At 63.9% G+C, this 16,622-nt stretch carries 16 protein-coding genes; 12 read left to right on the top strand and 4 right to left on the bottom strand.

From position 1 onward, the window contains the following. Positions 1 to 2: 2 nt before the first annotated feature. Positions 3 to 962 (bottom strand): lysylphosphatidylglycerol synthase transmembrane domain-containing protein, encoded by a 960-nt coding sequence (locus UNPA324_RS27535; protein WP_128917770.1) that lies wholly within the window; start codon positions 960 to 962, stop codon positions 3 to 5. A gap of 206 nt (positions 963 to 1,168) precedes the next feature. On the opposite strand from UNPA324_RS27535, the gene UNPA324_RS27530 reads away from it, so the two are divergent. From UNPA324_RS27530 to UNPA324_RS27505, 6 genes are all read left to right on the top strand, one after another. Continuing rightward, positions 1,169 to 2,158 (top strand): NAD-dependent epimerase, encoded by a 990-nt coding sequence (locus UNPA324_RS27530; RefSeq protein WP_141936931.1) that lies wholly within the window; start codon positions 1,169 to 1,171, stop codon positions 2,156 to 2,158. A 7-nt stretch (positions 2,159 to 2,165) separates the two neighbouring features. Next, complete coding sequence (locus tag UNPA324_RS27525; protein WP_181769535.1) at positions 2,166 to 3,578, top strand: mannose-1-phosphate guanylyltransferase/mannose-6-phosphate isomerase; 1,413 nt, start codon at positions 2,166 to 2,168, stop codon at positions 3,576 to 3,578. A 178-nt stretch (positions 3,579 to 3,756) separates the two neighbouring features. Continuing rightward, the gene (locus UNPA324_RS27520) at positions 3,757 to 4,761 is read left to right on the top strand and encodes a Gfo/Idh/MocA family protein (RefSeq protein ID WP_128916446.1); all 1,005 of its coding nucleotides are present in this window, start codon (positions 3,757 to 3,759) and stop codon (positions 4,759 to 4,761) included. A gap of 51 nt (positions 4,762 to 4,812) precedes the next feature. Beyond that, positions 4,813 to 5,964, top strand: a complete 1,152-nt coding sequence (locus UNPA324_RS27515) for a DegT/DnrJ/EryC1/StrS family aminotransferase (protein ID WP_181769681.1) — start codon at positions 4,813 to 4,815, stop codon at positions 5,962 to 5,964. A gap of 187 nt (positions 5,965 to 6,151) precedes the next feature. Beyond that, positions 6,152 to 7,678 carry a murein biosynthesis integral membrane protein MurJ gene (murJ, locus tag UNPA324_RS27510; protein WP_128916448.1) on the top strand — a complete coding sequence of 509 codons (1,527 nt, stop codon included), beginning with the start codon at positions 6,152 to 6,154 and terminating at the stop codon, positions 7,676 to 7,678. 122 nt (positions 7,679 to 7,800) lie between these two features. Beyond that, positions 7,801 to 8,250, top strand: a complete 450-nt coding sequence (locus UNPA324_RS27505) for a DoxX family protein (protein ID WP_141936925.1) — start codon at positions 7,801 to 7,803, stop codon at positions 8,248 to 8,250. A gap of 228 nt (positions 8,251 to 8,478) precedes the next feature. Here the strand turns inward: UNPA324_RS27505 and UNPA324_RS35355 are convergent, their stop codons facing one another. Then, positions 8,479 to 8,628: a hypothetical protein gene (locus UNPA324_RS35355; protein WP_164935868.1), complete on the bottom strand. Its 150-nt coding sequence runs from the start codon at positions 8,626 to 8,628 to the stop codon at positions 8,479 to 8,481. A 537-nt stretch (positions 8,629 to 9,165) separates the two neighbouring features. Here UNPA324_RS35355 and UNPA324_RS27500 point away from each other — a divergent pair. The 5 genes from UNPA324_RS27500 (at position 9,166) to UNPA324_RS27480 (ending at position 14,705) form a co-directional block, all read left to right on the top strand. Next, positions 9,166 to 9,441: a DUF1127 domain-containing protein gene (locus tag UNPA324_RS27500; RefSeq protein ID WP_141936923.1), complete on the top strand. Its 276-nt coding sequence runs from the start codon at positions 9,166 to 9,168 to the stop codon at positions 9,439 to 9,441. 43 nt (positions 9,442 to 9,484) lie between these two features. Further along, positions 9,485 to 10,009, top strand: a complete 525-nt coding sequence (locus UNPA324_RS27495) for a GNAT family N-acetyltransferase (RefSeq protein ID WP_141936921.1) — start codon at positions 9,485 to 9,487, stop codon at positions 10,007 to 10,009. Between the two features lie 159 nt (positions 10,010 to 10,168). Further along, positions 10,169 to 12,478, top strand: a complete 2,310-nt coding sequence (locus UNPA324_RS27490) for a xanthine dehydrogenase family protein molybdopterin-binding subunit (protein WP_141936919.1) — start codon at positions 10,169 to 10,171, stop codon at positions 12,476 to 12,478. Positions 12,479 to 12,633: 155 nt separating this feature from the next. Continuing rightward, positions 12,634 to 13,080, top strand: coding sequence for a c-type cytochrome (locus UNPA324_RS27485; protein WP_128916453.1), 447 nt, complete (start codon positions 12,634 to 12,636; stop codon positions 13,078 to 13,080). 341 nt (positions 13,081 to 13,421) lie between these two features. Further along, positions 13,422 to 14,705: a cystathionine gamma-synthase family protein gene (locus UNPA324_RS27480; RefSeq protein WP_141936916.1), complete on the top strand. Its 1,284-nt coding sequence runs from the start codon at positions 13,422 to 13,424 to the stop codon at positions 14,703 to 14,705. Positions 14,706 to 14,778: 73 nt separating this feature from the next. On the opposite strand, the gene UNPA324_RS27475 is transcribed toward UNPA324_RS27480, so the two are convergent. Continuing rightward, positions 14,779 to 15,195 carry a CHRD domain-containing protein gene (locus UNPA324_RS27475; protein ID WP_128916455.1) on the bottom strand — a complete coding sequence of 139 codons (417 nt, stop codon included), beginning with the start codon at positions 15,193 to 15,195 and terminating at the stop codon, positions 14,779 to 14,781. Positions 15,196 to 15,350: 155 nt separating this feature from the next. Between UNPA324_RS27475 and UNPA324_RS27470 the strand changes: the two genes are divergently transcribed. Further along, a complete protein-coding gene (locus tag UNPA324_RS27470) occupies positions 15,351 to 16,289 on the top strand; it encodes a c-type cytochrome (RefSeq protein ID WP_141936914.1) in 939 nt (312 codons plus the stop codon). A gap of 7 nt (positions 16,290 to 16,296) precedes the next feature. Here the strand turns inward: UNPA324_RS27470 and UNPA324_RS27465 are convergent, their stop codons facing one another. Further along, on the bottom strand, positions 16,297 to 16,542 hold the full coding sequence (locus UNPA324_RS27465) for an Lrp/AsnC ligand binding domain-containing protein (RefSeq protein WP_018317369.1): 246 nt from the start codon (positions 16,540 to 16,542) through the stop codon (positions 16,297 to 16,299). Positions 16,543 to 16,622: the final 80 nt, after the last annotated feature.

Below are 16,622 nucleotides of genomic sequence, written 5' to 3'. Positions count from 1 at the left end.
CGTCACTCCGGCACCCCGATCGGAGCCGCCCCTTGCGCTGCCTTTTCCGCACTGAGGATCCAGACCAGGCCGCCGAAAGCACCGACGATGAAGAACACGGCGCCGTACAGCAGGGAGACGTTGACGCCTTCGTTGGCGGCAAGTCCCGCGAATCCGAACGCCAGGCCCATCGTGGCCTCACGCACGCCCCAGCCGGCGATCGAGATCGGCATCATCGTGATCAGCATCACGGGCGGCACGAGCAGAAAGACGTCGCTGAAGCGAACCGGGGCCGCAATCGACTGCACCACGCACCAGGCGATGACGACGGCGAGCACGTGAACGAGGATCGACAGGATCGCGATGATCGGTCCGCGGCTACGGCTGAAGATCACGCGGTTCGCGATCACCGCGCAGGCGTGAAGATGATGCGTGGCCCACCAGGTCTTCAGCCAGCGCCATTTCAGCGCGCCGAAGATCAGGAAGCCGACGCCGCCGGCGAGCGCCAGGAGGTCGATGAGCAGCAGCGCCGAGCGCCCGCGCGGATCGGTGATGAGGGTGTAGCTCCAGGGCAGGCTCGCGACGATGAGCACCGCGAGCGCGATCAGGCCGATCGCGCGGTCGACGAAGATCGAGTAGGTGGCCGCACGCCAGCCGGCCCCGGCACGCGCAACGAGCCACAGCCGGACCGCATCGCCGCCGATCGCCGACGGCAGGGTCTGGTTGAAGAAAGAGCCGATCACGTTGTAGCGCATGGCGCGGCCGAGCTCGAGCGGCGCGCCGCAGACGGCACTGATCTCGCGCCAGCGCAGCACGCCGACGAAGATCTGCAGGAACGTGATCGCGATCGCCACGCCGATCCAAAACAGGCTGGTCACGGTGAAGCGCGAAAACAGTTCGGATAGATCGACCTTGCGCAGCGCCAGATAGAGCAGCGCCGCGGAAATCAGGATTTTGGCCGCAGAAAGCAGGATTCGGCGCATCTCGCCCGCATGTACAGGGTTTGCGAAGATTTGAGGCAACCCGACGCGAGGCGCCGAATTCGGCCGCTTTGGTATGGTTTTGGCGCCGATCTTGCAATAGCCCTCGTTAAGGACGCTGAGAGGAGGCCTCATGAAGCGCGGCGGGCCTATTGCGAGCCGATCGAGGTGGCGGCTAAACAGGGCCGGCTTGGACCCCAGGGAACAGGATGACAGATCAGGCGATTTTGGTTACCGGCGCGGCCGGCTTCATCGGCTTTCACGTCGCCCGGCAGCTCCTGGGCGAAGGCCGCACCGTCGTCGGACTCGACAATCTCAACGCCTATTACGATCCGGCCTTGAAGCGGGCGCGCCTGGCGCTGTTGCAGAACGATTCCCGCTTCTCCTTCGTCGAGGCTGATCTCGCCGACCGCGAGACGATGGCCGCACTGTTCGCGCAACATCGTTTTGCCAAAGTCGTGCATCTGGCGGCGCAGGCCGGCGTGCGCTACTCGATCGAGCAGCCGCATGCCTACGCCGATTCCAATCTCGTCGGCTTTCTCAACGTGCTCGAGGGCTGCCGCAACAACGGCTGTCGTCATCTCGTCTACGCTTCGTCATCCTCCGTTTACGGCGCCAACACAAAAATGCCATTTGCGGTTGCGGACCGGACCGATCATCCCGTGAGCTTTTATGCCGCGACCAAGAAGGCGAACGAGGTGATGGCGCAGTCCTACAGCCATCTCTATCGCCTGCCGGTCACGGGCCTGCGCTTCTTTACCATCTACGGGCCATGGGGACGGCCCGACATGGCCATGTTTCTGTTCGTAAACGCCATCATGGCCGGCAAGCCGATCCGGCTCTTCAACCATGGCAGGATGCGTCGCGACTTCACCTATATTGATGATGTGACCCGTGTCGTATCCAGGCTGATCGATCGTGTGCCCGCGGACGATCCTTCTGCCGCAAATGCGCCGTTTAAGCTCTACAATGTCGGCAATCACCATCCGGAGGAACTGATGCACGTCGTCGGTCTTCTGGAGCGGGAGCTGGGCCGGACGGCGATCAAAGAATTGCTGCCGATGCAGCCGGGAGATGTGCTGGAAACGTTCGCGGATGTCGAGGATTTGATGCGCGACACCGGCTTTGCACCGTCAACGCCGATCGAGCATGGGGTCTACAATTTTGTCACCTGGTATCGGGACTACTTCAAGGTTTGAGATGACGATGGACAAACGCATAATCCCCCTGATCATGTGCGGCGGCGCCGGCACGCGGCTGTGGCCGGCTTCGCGCGAGGTGCGGCCCAAGCAGTTTCTGCCGCTGTTCGGCACGCGCTCGACCTTCCAGGATACGCTGCTGCGCGTCTCCGATCCCTCGCTGTTCGACCGGCCGATCGTCATCACCAACGCGTCCTATCGCTTCATGGTGCTGGAGCAGCTCGCCGAGATCGGCATCGAGGCCGACGTGATCCTCGAGCCGATGCGGCGCGATTCAGGGCCTGCGATCGCGGCCGGCGCGGTGTTCGCGCAGAACCGCGCCAGCGAAGCCATCGTGCTCGCGCTCGCCGCCGACCACGTCGTGCAGGACAATGCCGCTTTCGTCGCCGCCTGCCGCGAGGGACTTGCGGCCGCGAGTACCGGGCGCATCGTCACCTTCGGCATCAAGCCGGAGCGGCCGGCGACCGAATACGGCTATATCAATCCGGGCGAGGTGATCTCCGGCGAGGTACATGCCGTCGCGCGCTTCGTCGAGAAGCCGGACGCGGTGAAGGCCTCCGACTACGTCAATTCGGGCTATCTCTGGAACAGCGGCAACTTCATGTTCCCGGCGAGCGTCTTGCTCGACGAATATCGCAAGATCGATGCCGCAAGCGTCGAGGCCGTCACCAATGCGGTCAACAATGCCGGTCGCGATCTCGGCTTCGTCACGCTGGAGCCGGAAGCGTTCGGCGCGGCGAAGGCGATCTCGATCGACTATGCCGTGATGGAGAAGACCGCGCGCGCAGCCGTCGTGCCGGTGTCGTGTGGCTGGTCCGACGTCGGCTCCTGGCACGCGGTGTGGGAATTGTCCGAGAAGGACGCGCAGGGCAATGCCGCGCATGGCGCCGCGGTGTTCGAGGATTCCCGCAATTGCAACGTCACCACCGACCAGGCGCTGGTCGCGCTCGAAGGCGTCGACGATCTCGTCGTGGTCGCAACCGCGGATGCGGTGCTGGTCTCGCGCCAGAAGGATGCCAACGGCCTGAAGCGTCTCGTGACCAAGCTGAAGGCGGTCGCGCCGAAGGTCACCGAGGAGCATCTCAAGGTGCACCGGCCCTGGGGCAGCTACCAGTCCGTCGACAATGGCGAACGCCATCAGGTCAAGCGCATCGTGGTGAGGCCGGGCGGGCGGCTGTCGCTGCAGAAGCATCATCATCGCGCCGAGCACTGGATCGTGGTCCGCGGCACCGCGCAGGTGACCGTCAACGAGACCTTGAAGACCGTGCACGAGAACGAGTCGATCTACATCCCCATGGGCGCCGTCCACCGGATGGAGAATCCGGGCAAGATCCAGCTGGAACTGATCGAGGTCCAGACCGGCTCCTATCTCGGGGAAGACGACATCATCCGGATTGAAGACGACTATCAAAGGTCGTAACCACCAAACTCCGAATCACGACCCGGGCCGAACAGGCGATATTTTTCGCTTAAGGTCCGGGCAACGTGTAACTTTTTGAATCAAATCGTGTCCGGGCCGCGAGGGCGGCATTCGCCACAAATGTGGCGTCCGTGCTAGAAGCGCGCCGGGGATTTGCGTTGAATCGGGGTTTGCTCAGATGAGTTCCAAAGGATCTGCACCGGCAAAGGCCGGCTTGCGCGTCGGCGTCATTGGCGCGGGCGTGATGGGCAGCAACCATGCGCGCGTGCTCAGTGGCCTGCCCGGGGTGAACCTCGTCGGCGTCGTCGATCCTTCGCACGCGCATCGCACCCGCGCGACGGAGCTTGCCAATTGCCCGAGCTTCGAGACGCTCGACCAGCTCATCGCCGCCGGCGTCGATGCGGTCACCATCGCAGCGCCGACCCATCTGCATCACGAGGTCGCGCTCGCCTGCATCGCCAAGAACATCCACGTGCTGGTCGAGAAGCCGATCGCATCCACGGTCGAAGAGGGCCGCGAGATCGTCGCCGCCGCGCACAAGGCGGGCGTGACGCTGATGGTCGGCCATGTCGAGCGCTTCAATCCGGCGGTCGCCGCCGTCAAGCAGGCGATCGCGGGCGAGGATATTCTCTCCATCGCGATCACCCGCGTCGGCCCGTTCCCGCCGCGTATGTCCAATGTCGGCGTCGTCATCGATCTCGCCGTGCACGACATCGATCTGATCCGCTGGTTCACCGAATCCGACATCGTCGAGGTGCAGCCGCAGCTGTCGAGCGCGGTCGCCGAGCGCGAGGACATCGCGTTGCTGCAGTTCCGCACCGAGAGCGGCGTGCTCGCCCACATCAACACCAACTGGCTGACGCCGTTCAAGGCGCGCAGCGTCACGGTCGCGACCCGCGGCAAATACGTGATGGGCGATCTCTTGACGCGCCAGGTCACCGAGTGCTTCGGCTTCAAGCCCGACGGCAGCTACTCGATGCGGCATCTGCCGGTCGGCCATGACGAGCCGCTCCGCGCCGAGCTGATCGCGTTCCTCAAGGCGGTGCGCAACGGCGAGACGCCGGCGGTCACCGGCGACGAAGGCGTCGCCAGCCTCGAGATCGCCACCCAGTGCCTCGAGACGCCGTCACGGCCCGCGGCCAAATCGCCCGCACTCAAGGGTCCGCGCCGCGTCGCCGGCTGATCCCTTTCCATGTCGACCGCTCAAAACCAGCAAGGCGCCGAGAACCCGGCTATGAACCAGCATCTGCGTTCCGAACCCATTCCCTTCATCGACGTCGCCTCGCAGCGCCGCCGGCTCGGCGCCTCGCTCGATGCCGCCGTCAAGCGCGTGATGGACCATTGTCAGTTCGTCAATGGCCCGGAGGTGTTCGAGCTCGAGAAGCAGCTTGCGGCCTATTCCGGCGCCAAGCATGTCATCGGCTGCGCCAGCGGCACCGATGCGATCCTGATGGTGATGATGGCGAAGAATGTCGGGCCCGGCGATGCCGTGCTGTGTCCGTCCTTCACCTTCATCGCGACGGCTTCGCCGGTGGCGCGGACCGGGGCGACGCCGGTTTATGTCGACGTCGATGAGGCCACCTTCAACATGAGCCCGGACTCGCTGAAGCGCGGCATCGCGACTGCGCGCAAGGCCGGCCTGAGACCCGTCGCGGTGATTCCCGTCGACCTGTTCGGCCAGCCCGCCGATCACGATTCCATCGCCGAGATCGCCAAGGCCGAGGGCCTGTTCGTGCTCGATGACGCCGCGCAAGGCTTCGGTGCGAGCTACAAGGGCCGCAAGCTCGGCACCCTCGGGCTCGCCACCGCGACCAGCTTCTTCCCGGCAAAACCGCTCGGCTGCTTCGGCGACGGCGGCGCGATCTTCACCGATGACGACGAGCTCGGGGCGACGCTGCGCAGCATCCGCGTGCACGGGCAGGGCGTCGACAAATACGACAACGTCCGCCTCGGCCTGACCGGCCGGCTCGACACCATGCAGGCCGCAGTCCTGATCGAGAAGCTGAAGATTTTTGACGACGAGATCGCCGCCCGCAACAGGGTCGCCGAACGCTACGCGCGCGGGCTCAGCAACGTGGTCACGGTGCCGCGTCTGGCGCCTGGCAATACCTCGGTCTGGGCGCAGTACACGATCCGCCTGCCCAAAGGCACCGACCGCGACGGCTTCGCCGCCGCGCTGAAGGCTCAGGGCGTGCCGACCGCGATCTATTACGGCAAGTCGATGCACCAGCAGACCGCCTACAAGCAGTATCCGGTGGCCGAGGGCGGCCTGCCTGCGTGCGAGAGCCTGTCGCGGGACGTCATCAGCCTGCCGATGCACGCCTATCTGACCGAGGCCGATCAGGAGCGCGTGATCGCCGCCGTGCAAGGCGCGATTGCGGGCTGATCTCTTACCCTCTCCCCTTGCGGGAGAGGTCGTCGCGCGAAGCGCGGCGGGTGGGGGTTCTGTCCTCTTGGGGATGTCCCGTTGCGGAGGTACCCTCTCCCCAACCCTCCCCCGCAAGCGGGGAGGGAGCGCACCTCCATCGCCGCTTGCACCTAGACCTAATCGCGCCATGCTCTAAAACAGACGCATGCTCGGACGCATCTTCACGGTTGGTGGCTACACGCTGCTCTCGCGGCTGACGGGGTTTGCCCGCGACATCATGCTGGCGGCGATCCTCGGCGCCGGTCCCGTGGCCGACGCCTTTTTCGTGGCGCTGCGGCTGCCCAACCATTTCCGCGCGATTTTTGCCGAGGGCGCCTTCAACGCCGCCTGGGTGCCGGCTTATGCGCATGTCCACGGCGAGAAGGGGGAGGCTGCAGCGCACCTGTTCGCCGACCGCATCTTCACGCTGCTGCTGGCTTCGCAAGTGGTGCTCCTGATCGTCGCCTGGCTGTTCATGCCGCAGGCCATGAGTATTTTGGCGCCGGGCTTTTCCGAAGATGCCGAGCAGCGCAGGCTCGCGATCGAGCTGACCCGAATCACCTTTCCCTATCTGCTGCTGATCACGCTGGTGACGCTCTATGGCGGCATGCTCAACGTGATGCAGCGCTTCGCCAGCGCCGCGGCGGCGTCGATCTTCCTCAACGTCGCGATGATGATGACGCTGGCGCTCGCAGCTTGGTTTCCGACCGCGGGCCACGCCGCGGCCTGGGGCGTTCTGATCTCCGGCTTCCTGCAATATTTTCTGCTCGCCGGCGATCTCGCCCGTCATGGCGGCCTGCCGCGCTTTGCGCCGCTCAAGCTCGACGAGGACATCCGCGGCTTCTTCAAGGCGCTGGGCCCGGCGACGCTGGGCTCGATGGGCACGCAGGTCGCGCTGTTCGCCGACACCATCATCGCGACCTTCCTGCCCGCCGGCGCGCTGTCGGCGCTCTATTACGCCGACCGGCTCAACCAGCTCCCGATCGGCGTGATCGGCATCGCCATCGGCACGGTTCTGCTGCCGGAGATGTCGCGGCGGATCACCGCCAACGACCACGACGGCGCGATGAAGGCGCAGCGCCGCGCCTTCGATTTTACGCTGTTGTTCTCGATCCCGTTCGTCGCGGCCTTTCTCACCGTGCCCGACGAGATCGTGCGCGCGCTGTTCGCCCGCGGCGCGTTCTCCAAGGCCGATGCCGTCGCCGCCGGCGGCACACTCGCGGCCTATGCCATCGGGCTGATCCCCTTCGTGCTGATCCGCAGCGCGGTCGCGACCTTCTATGCCCGTAAGGACACCGCAACGCCTGTGCGCGCGTCGCTGACCGGTATCGCGGTCAACGTCGCGCTGAAGGTTGCCTTGATGGGATCGCTCGCGCAGATCGGCCTCGCGCTCGCAACGGCCGTCGGCGTCTGGACCAATCTGCTGCTGGTGCTGTTCTTCGCCCTGCGACGAGGCTTCCTCGTGCCGGACCGCGCCTGGCTGTTGTCGCTCGCCAAATTCCTGCTGACCGGATTGATCCTGGCCGCCGCCTTCTGGCTGATCGCGCGCGTCAGCGGTTCTTCGCTCGGCGCGATGCAATTCCGGGACGAAGTGACGCTGGCCCTATTGGCCGCCGGCGGCACGATCGTCTACGCGCTCGCGATCCTCGTCCTGTTCGGCCGCAGCTGGCTGGTGTCCCTGGTGCGGGGCTAGGCGTTACCCGCCATGACCGCATCATGCCCCGCGGGGGCGCCCTTCATTCGATTCGCCGACCGTGATACGATCTTCGATATTCAGGTGCCGTCCTCAGGCAACAACGCAATGAGGCAGTGACCATGCCATTCCGCTCTCCCACACCTCGGATCGACGAGTTCGCCACCAGTAATGCCGACCTGCTGATCCTGATCGGCCGCATCCTGCTTGCATGGGTCTTCGTTGGAAGCGCGTACGGAGCACTTACTAACTTCAGTGGCTCAGTAGGCTATTTTCGGTCGCTGAACCTTCCAGTGCCCCAAGTGTTCACGACGATCACCGTCGTGGTGGAAATAGTGCTGTCGGCGGGTTTGGTCCTTGGCATTGGCACGCGCTACTGCGCAATTTTGGCTTTCCTGTTTGTAGTCTCGGCTACCGCAATCGCACATCGTTACTGGGAATATCCCGCCGGTCCGCAACAGATTGGGCAGTATAACAATTTCTTGAAGAACATCTCGATATTGGGAGGCGCGCTGTTGATCCTGGTCACCGGAGGAGGCCGGTTCTCCCTCGATCGGAGGCTGGCGGGCTAGCGGCGTTGTTCGTTTCAGCCTCTCTCTGCGTGATAGCCAATAACTTGCCTGAGCCTGAACTTACCTGAGAACTTACGGGGAGCGGTGGCGCAAGCGTCATCGCCCCCTCGCAGGGCCGAGAGAGTGTGGGGCCGCACGATGTGCGCGCCTCGGTCCACGCCATCAACGCGGCGCGCAGCTCTGCCAGTTCGGGAGCTGCCAAGCCGCGCCCTTCAGTCCGCTATTGCGTCACTTCGCCCTAGGCTTGAACGCAACCTGGAGCAGATGGCCGAGGAGTTTTGAGAGAGGCTTCAACTGCTCACCTGCGATCCCGAAGAAAAGCATCAGCCACGTCGCCAGCGCGGCACACCACAATAGGCTTTCCAATGTCTCGGGCATCAGAGTACCCCTTCAAACAATTCCTTGAAATCCGAGTAGTGTTGCCGATCGGGCCCCGCGCAGCAAGTCCTCCTAAAAGTGGCAACATGCTGGAACACTCGGAAGAGCCGTTAGCTCGCCATGACATTCGTCAAAGCACGGCCTCTGTGCTCCGGGGAAGCTGGGCCAATCTGCCGCTGGTGCTGTTCTTTGCGGTGGGACGAGCTTTCTCGGACCGGACCGTGCCTGACTGGCCTCGCTGGTACGCAGCCACGCGAGCTTCCAGCGGCGAAGGCGCCAGCGCGAGCGGCTCGCCCCCAGGATGCAACAGGCGTGCGTACATCCCTTGATTTTGCGCGATCGCCGTGCTATCGGTTTCCTCATGATCAAATGCTCGCGCAAAATCAACTTCAACCACATGACCCGCTTCGGCTGGGGCGTGGAAGGAGTCGTGCGCTAGGAATTCGACGCGACATCTTTTCCACCAGGCCCCGCCGGCATCGGACGGGGCCTTTTCTTTGGCCACGCTCCCTGCCGGCTCAACAGCAGGAGCATCCGATGCCACCCCAACAGACGAACATCTCACCCGAAATTGAGGTCGATGCCGCAAGGCGCGGCCTCGACCTCTCCATCGTCTTCAGCCTGCTCAGGCGGTACTGGCGTGTATTTCTTCAGCGGCGCCAGGGCCAGCAAGTGACCTTGCACGACCTCAGCGACAGGGAGCTGATGGATATCGGCTTGACGCGCGGCGAGATCGACAGCGTCGCGCCGGAGCGCGCCATCGAGAGGTTGAGAGACAGCGCGAGGACTCTGTGGGGTCGTGGTGGGATGTGACAGCCCCACCAATCCCCGCCGACCCAAGGGAGAGGACGCGATCATGATATCGTATGCTGCCCGTGCTCAGGTGGACGTGGACATCCGCCGATTGACTGTCGATGACCTCGATCTCTTTCGCGACATTCGCGCGGAGGCGCTTCGGACGCACCCTCAAACGTTCTTTTCTCCTGAAGAGGAGGAGGGCGGGGAGGCGATGATGGCGGCTTATCGCCGTTGGCTGAGTGGGACCATCCTTGGCGCCTTTGGGCGGGGAAATTTGATCGGAGTCGCGGGCTTCTACGTCTCGCCTGCGCGTCGATTGCAGCACAGGGGTCACATCTTCACGGTCTATGTGAGGGAAGACGGCCGAGGTAAAGGGGTCGGAGATCGACTCACCAAGGAGCTTCTTGTCCATGCCGAGGCCTGCGTCGAGCAGGTACATCTCGAGGTCCTGCTCGAAGCCAAAGCTGCAATCAGGACCTACAAGCGCAACGGGTTCGAGGTCTACGGCACGGATCCCGCTGCCGTCCGCATAGGTGACGCCACGTATGACAAGTACCTTATGGTCAGAAAATTCACCCCCTAAGGCCGTTTGGCACAACTGCGCGACCTGGTTGCGCCAGAACCGTCGGCGGTGGCTTCGAATCATCGACCTCAATGGGCAACGCCCACCTAAACCCGTTTGCCTTGCCAGTTTTTCCACGGCAATATGCCCTCAAAACAACCATGAGAACGGGAAGATAAAATGGCGGCTCCCATCAAGTTCGGCGTTGGCCAAAGCGTGCTGCGCAAGGAGGATGACGCGCTCATCCGCGGCAAGGGCCGCTACACCGACGATTACGCGCCGCAGGCCGCGCTCCGCTGCCTGATGCTGCGTTCGCCGCACGCGCATGCCAAATACACCATCGATGCGAATCGTGCCCGCACGCTCCCCGGCGTCGCACTGATCCTGACCGCGGACGATGTGAAGGATCTCGGCAATCTGCCCTGCCTGTTCAATCTCGAGACCGATCCGTTCACCGGCCCGCCTTACCCGATCCTGGCCAAGGACGAGGTGCGGCATGTCGGCGATGCCATCGCCTTCGTGGTCGCCGAGACCATCGACCAGGCCCGCGATGCGATCGAGGCGATCGACGTTAAATGGTCGCCGCTGCCGGCGGTGACCGGCGTCGTCAACGCCGTCAAGAAGGGCGCGCCGCAGGTCTGGCCCGACAAGGCCGGCAACGTGCTGTTCGATGTCTCGATCGGCGACAAGAAAGCAACCGAAGCTGCCTTCGCCAAGGCGCATGCGGTGGCCGAAATCTCGATCGTCAATCCGCGCGTGGTCGCGAGCTTCATGGAGACGCGTGCGGCAGTCTGCGAATACGACGCCAAGCGCGATCATCTGACGCTGACGGTCGGCAGCCAGGGCAGCCATCGCCTGCGCGACATCCTGTGTCAGAACGTGCTCAACATCCCCACCGACAAGATGCGGGTGATCTGCCCCGACGTCGGCGGCGGCTTCGGCACGAAGCTATTTCCGTACCGGGAATATGCCCTGATGGCGGTCGCCGCGCGCAAGTTGAAGAAGGCGGTGAAGTGGGCGGCCGACCGCTCCGAGCACTTCATGGGCGACGCGCAGGGCCGCGACAACGTCACCACCGCGAAGATGGCGTTGGCTGAAGACGGCAAATTCCTCGCGATGGATTGCGACCTGATGGGCGACATGGGCGCCTATCTGTCGACCTTCGGGCCCTATATTCCTCATGGCGGCGCCGGCATGCTGCCGGGGCTCTACGATATCCAGGCCTTCCATTGCCGGGTGCGTACCATCTTCACCCACAGCGTGCCGGTCGATGCCTATCGCGGTGCGGGCCGGCCTGAGGCCGCCTATGTCATCGAGCGCCTCGTCGATGCCTGCGCGCGCAAACTCGACATGACGCCGGATGCCATCCGCCGCAAGAACTTCATTCCGCCGAAGGCGCTGCCGTACAAGACCGCGACCGGCAAGGTCTACGATTCCGGCGACTTCGCCGCGCATCTCAAGCGCGCGATGGAGATCGCCGAGTGGAAGGAATTTGGAAAGCGCGCCAAGGCGGCCAAGAAGGGCGGCCTGATCCGCGGCATTGGGCTGGCGAGCTATGTCGAGGTCTGCGGCACCATGGGCGAGGAGACCGCCAATGTGCGGCTCGATCCCAACGGCGACGTCACCGTCCTGATCGGCACGCAGTCGAGCGGGCAGGGCCACCAGACCGCCTATGCGCAGATCGTCGCCGAGCAGTTCGGCGTCGCGCCCGAGCGCGTCCACATCCACCAGGGCGACACCGACGAGATCGCCACGGGCCTCGGCACCGGCGGCTCGGCTTCGATCCCCTCCGGCGGCGTCAGCGTCGAGCGCGCCACGCGCGAGCTGGGGCAAAAGCTCAAGGAGATCGCGGCGCAGGCGCTGGAGGCCGGCGCCGGCGACCTCGAGATTTCGGAAGGCGTGGTGCGCATCGCCGGCACCGACCGTTCGATCTCGTTCGCCGATCTCGCCAAGCGGCCGGGCGTCGATCCGTCGAAGCTGAATGGCAGTGCAACGTTTGCCAGCGCCGACGGCACCTATCCCAACGGCACTCATGTCGCGGAGGTCGAGATCGATCCGGCCACCGGCATCATCAAGATCGTGAACTACGTGATCGTCGATGATTTCGGCAAGACGCTCAATCCGCTGCTGCTGGCGGGCCAGGTGCATGGCGGCGCAATGCAGGGCATCGGCCAGGCGCTGATGGAGCAGGTGGTCTATGGCGCGACCGACGGCCAGCTCATCACCGCGACCTACATGGACTATGCGCTGCCGCGGGCGGCGGACGGGCCGGCCTTCGCGTTCGAGACCCACAACGTCCCTTGCAAGACCAATCCGATGGGCGTGAAGGGGGCGGGCGAGGCCGGCGCGATCGGCTCCTGTCCGGCCGTCGTCAACGCCATCGTCGATGCGCTCTGGCGCGAGTACAAGATCGACCACATCGACATGCCGGCAACGCCCGAGCGGGTGTGGATCGCGATCAGCGAGCACCATCGCCGTCACAGCCTGTAAGTCCAAGCAAACGCGGAACGCGTTTTGCGGGCTCTGCCAAATGAGCCAGAGTGCGACGATTTATCGTCGCGCTCCGGACGGAATGAAATCTGCCAATCGGTGTTGGCCCATGGAGGGGTCGGCACGATCCTGCATTAGGGAAAGGGATTTTGCGAATGAAGCGAGTGTTGGTTGTCGGGGGCGTGCTGCTGCTCGGGATGGGCGCGGTCTGGGCGGAACAGGATTCCGTCAAGGAAGCTCAGACCCTCATGAAGGGCAACGGCAAGAACGCCGGCGCGATGTCGGCGATGGTCAAGGGCGAAAAGCCCTACCACCAGGCCACGGTGGACAGCGCGCTGGCGCAGTTCGAGGATACCGCCAAGAAGCTGCCGAACTTGTTTCCGGCGGGCGCCAAGGGCCTGAAATTTGACGGTGACTACTCGACCTCGCCGAAGATCTGGGAGGACAAGGCCGGCTTCGAGGCGAAAATCGCAAGCTTCGCCAAGGTCGTTCGCGAGGCCAAGGGCAAGATCAAGGACCTGGATTCGCTCAAGGCCAATCTGCCCGCCATCGGCAAGGAATGCGGCGGCTGCCACGAGACCTACCGCGTCAAGAACAGCTGAGGCCGAAGAAAGGCCTCGTAGCCCGGATGAGCGAAGCGATATCCGGGGATTCCAGCCAAGCTGATAGTCTGTCCCGGATGTCGCTTCCGCCTTCGCTCCTTGAGCTTCGGCGGACAAATCGCTCCGTCCGGGCCATAGATTCCACGGACTCACGAAAGGGCGGTTGCGAAAGCAGCTGCCCTTTTTCCGTTTGCAAGTCTGACGGATCGCCGTCCGAGCGGTTATGTTCGCACCAACGGCCGTAGCGTTGATGCGAGTCGGCGCATCTGTTTCCCGATTGCGTCATGACATCAGGAAGTTCCAACGCGCGGCGAGGATTTCAATCAACAGCGAGACAGGCCATGGCAAAACCGTTCCCGTCGAAGACCCACATCGGCAATCACATGCTGCATCCTGAAACGCTGATGCTGACCTATGGCTATGACCCGCAATTGTCGGAAGGCGCCATCAAGCCTCCGGTGTTCCTGACCTCCACCTTCGTGTTCAAGACCGCCGAGGACGGGCAGGACTTCTTCGATTACGTCGCCGGCCGGCGCGAGCCACCGGAAGGCATGGGCGCGGGCCTGGTTTATTCTCGCTTCAATCATCCCAACAGCGAGATCGTCGAGGACAGGCTCGCGGTCTATGAGCGCACCGAGAGCTGCGCGCTGTTCTCGTCCGGCATGGCGGCCATTGCGACCACGATCCTGGCTTTCGTCCGTCCCGGCGACGTCATTCTGCACTCCCAGCCGCTCTATGGCGGGACGGAAACGCTGCTGACGAACACGCTGGCGCGTCTGTCGATCGGCGCCGTCGGCTTCGCCGACGGGATCGACGAGGCCGCGGTCAAGCAGGCCTCGGAGCAGGCCATGGCCAAAGGCCGCGTCTCGATGATCCTGATCGAAACTCCGGCCAACCCGACCAACGGCCTGGTCGATATCGCGATGATCCGCCGCATCGCCGATTCCATCGGAAAGGCGCAGGGGCACACGCCGATCATCGCGTGCGACAATACGCTGCTCGGCCCGGTGTTTCAGCGGCCGATCGAGCACGGCGCGGATCTGTCGCTGTACTCGCTGACGAAATATGTCGGCGGCCACTCCGACCTGATCGCTGGCGCCGCCCTCGGCTCGAAAGCGATGATGAAAGGCATCAAGGCGCTGCGCGGCGCCATCGGCACCCAGCTCGACCCGCATTCCTGCTGGATGATCAACCGCTCGCTCGAGACACTGAGCCTGCGCATGGAGAAGGCCAACAGCAACGCGCGCCTCGTGGCGGATTATTTGCGCGATCACCCCAAAGTGGCCAAGGTCCATTACCTCGGTCATCACGAGGAGGCTTCGCCCTCGGGGCGGGTATTCGCGCGGCAGTGCCTCGGGGCGGGCTCCACGTTCTCGTTCGACATCGTCGGCGGCAAGGAGGCGGCGGTCAAATTTCTCAATGCGCTCCTAATCCTCAAGCTGGCGGTGAGTCTCGGCGGAACGGAATCGCTCGCGAGCCTGCCCGCAACCATGACTCATTCCGGCGTTCCTGCCGACATCCGCCAAAAGATCGGCGTGCTCGATTCCACGATCCGGCTGTCGATCGGTATCGAGAATCCGTCGGATTTGATCGCCGACCTCGCGCAAGCGCTGAACGCGGCCTAGGCGCGGCGCCAAACGAAAAGGCCGGGCGCTCCCTCCTGCGCCCGGCCTTCGCGCCACGAAGCAGCGTTGCGGCTTACTTCGTCACCTGACCCCGGATCTCGCCGCCCGGATTGGCCGCGGTATGGATGTTGATGTAGAGCTTGCCGCCGAGCAGATCGGCGGCCTGCGCGTCCGTCAGCGTCGCTTCGCCCTTGACCGGGCTTGCGGTCGCATTCGGGATCGCGACCGCGACGCCGGCGTTCTTGCCGGCCTCGGCAGGCCCGTGGAAATGCGCGGCGGTCGCGGGTCCGGAGAGCCCGGAATAGGTGACGGTCCAGGACAGCTTCTTGCTGGCGGCATCATAGTTCAGATCGGCGGTTCCGGTGCCGCTGCTGCTCGTTGCCGGCACCTCGGACTTGCCGTCGAGCGTTGCCTTGAGCTTTTCAGCGCTGGCCGGGCCCGCGAAGGTAACGGCACCGAGCGCTAAGGCGGCAATGACGGTCTTGTTCATGACGTTCTCCCTGCTGAACCCGTTCGGGCTGCCAAACTTCCAACAGCCGGAATTTCAGTTTATTCCCGTTTCCGGCCGGAGCGGGCTAAATTCTTCGTGGCTGGAGCCGCGACGACATCGGTCTTAGATTTGCCGCGACGGGTGAATGGATCTGCATGTTGCAACGAACAATTCTCGTAGGGCTGCTCGCGGCGCTCGCTGCCGCGGGCGTCTATTGGTGGTTCAGCGCGCCGGTGGTGGCGGCCGCCGGCAACGCGCCGGGCCATGTGGCCAACCTTGCCAATGGCGAAGCAATGTTCAACGCCGGCGGCTGCGCGTCCTGCCACGCCTCGCCCGACCAGCCCGATCGTAGCAGGCTCGGTGGCGGCGTCGCGATCAAGTCGCCGTTCGGAACGTTCTACGCGCCGAACATCTCGCCCGATCCGAACGACGGCATCGGCAAATGGACGGAGGCCGACTTCGTCAACGCAGTGATGCACGGCGTGTCGCCGGGTGGGCAGCATTATTTTCCCGCCTTTCCCTATCCGTCCTATCGGCACGCCAGGCGCGAGGACGTGCTGGATCTCTTCGCCTACTTGAAGACGCTGCCGCCCGTGACCGGCAAGGTGCGCGACCATGACATGCGCTTTCCCTTCAATGTCCGGCGCAATGTCGGCATTTGGAAATTCCTGTTTCTGGACGACAAGCCGCTCATTGCCGACGGCAGCAAGTCACCGCAATTCAATCGCGGCGCCTATCTCGTCAACAGCTTTGGCCATTGCGCCGAATGCCATAGCCCGCGCAACGCGCTGGGCGGCATCATCTCGAGCCAGCGCTTTGCCGGCGGGCCCAATCCGGAAGGTGAGGGCTGGGTGCCCAACATCACCCAGAAGCGCCTCGGCGAGTGGAGCACGAAGGACATTGCCTATTTCCTCAGGAACGGCGAATTGCCCGACGGCGACAGCGTCGGCGGCGCGATGACGCGCGTGATCAAGAATACCTCGCAATTGTCCGACGAGGATATTGCGGCGATGGCGGAGTACCTCAAGTCGCTGCCGCCGGTGGACGGTCCGCCACGACCCAAACGCAAGGAAGCCGGCAAGGAAGCTGGTTAGCTGCGGGCTAGCTGGCGCCAAACGCCTTGAAGGTGATGATGGTGAGGGTGTCCTGGATGCCCGGCAGCACCTGCACCTTCTCGTTGACGAAATGGCCGATGTCGGTGTCCTTGTCGACGTAGAACTTCACGAGGAGGTCGTATTGGCCGGCCGTGGAGTAGATCTCGGAGGCGATCTCGGCTTCGGCAAGCGCATTGGCCACCGTGTAGGACTGGCCGAGCTTGCATTTGATCTGGACGAAAAAAGGGACCATTGCGGGCACTCCGAAAGCGTATCTGGCGGCTAATAGGCCAAAACCGGCACGATTTAGCAAGCGGACTTGCTGGCCGCCAG

Origin of the sequence: Bradyrhizobium sp. UNPA324 (assembly GCF_006658635.1) — a bacterium.
In the GTDB taxonomy this organism is placed as follows: Bacteria; Pseudomonadota; Alphaproteobacteria; order Rhizobiales; family Xanthobacteraceae; genus Bradyrhizobium; species Bradyrhizobium nanningense.
The sequence above is the reverse complement of the archived record's forward strand: the minus strand, read 5'-3'. Positions and strand labels throughout refer to the sequence as shown.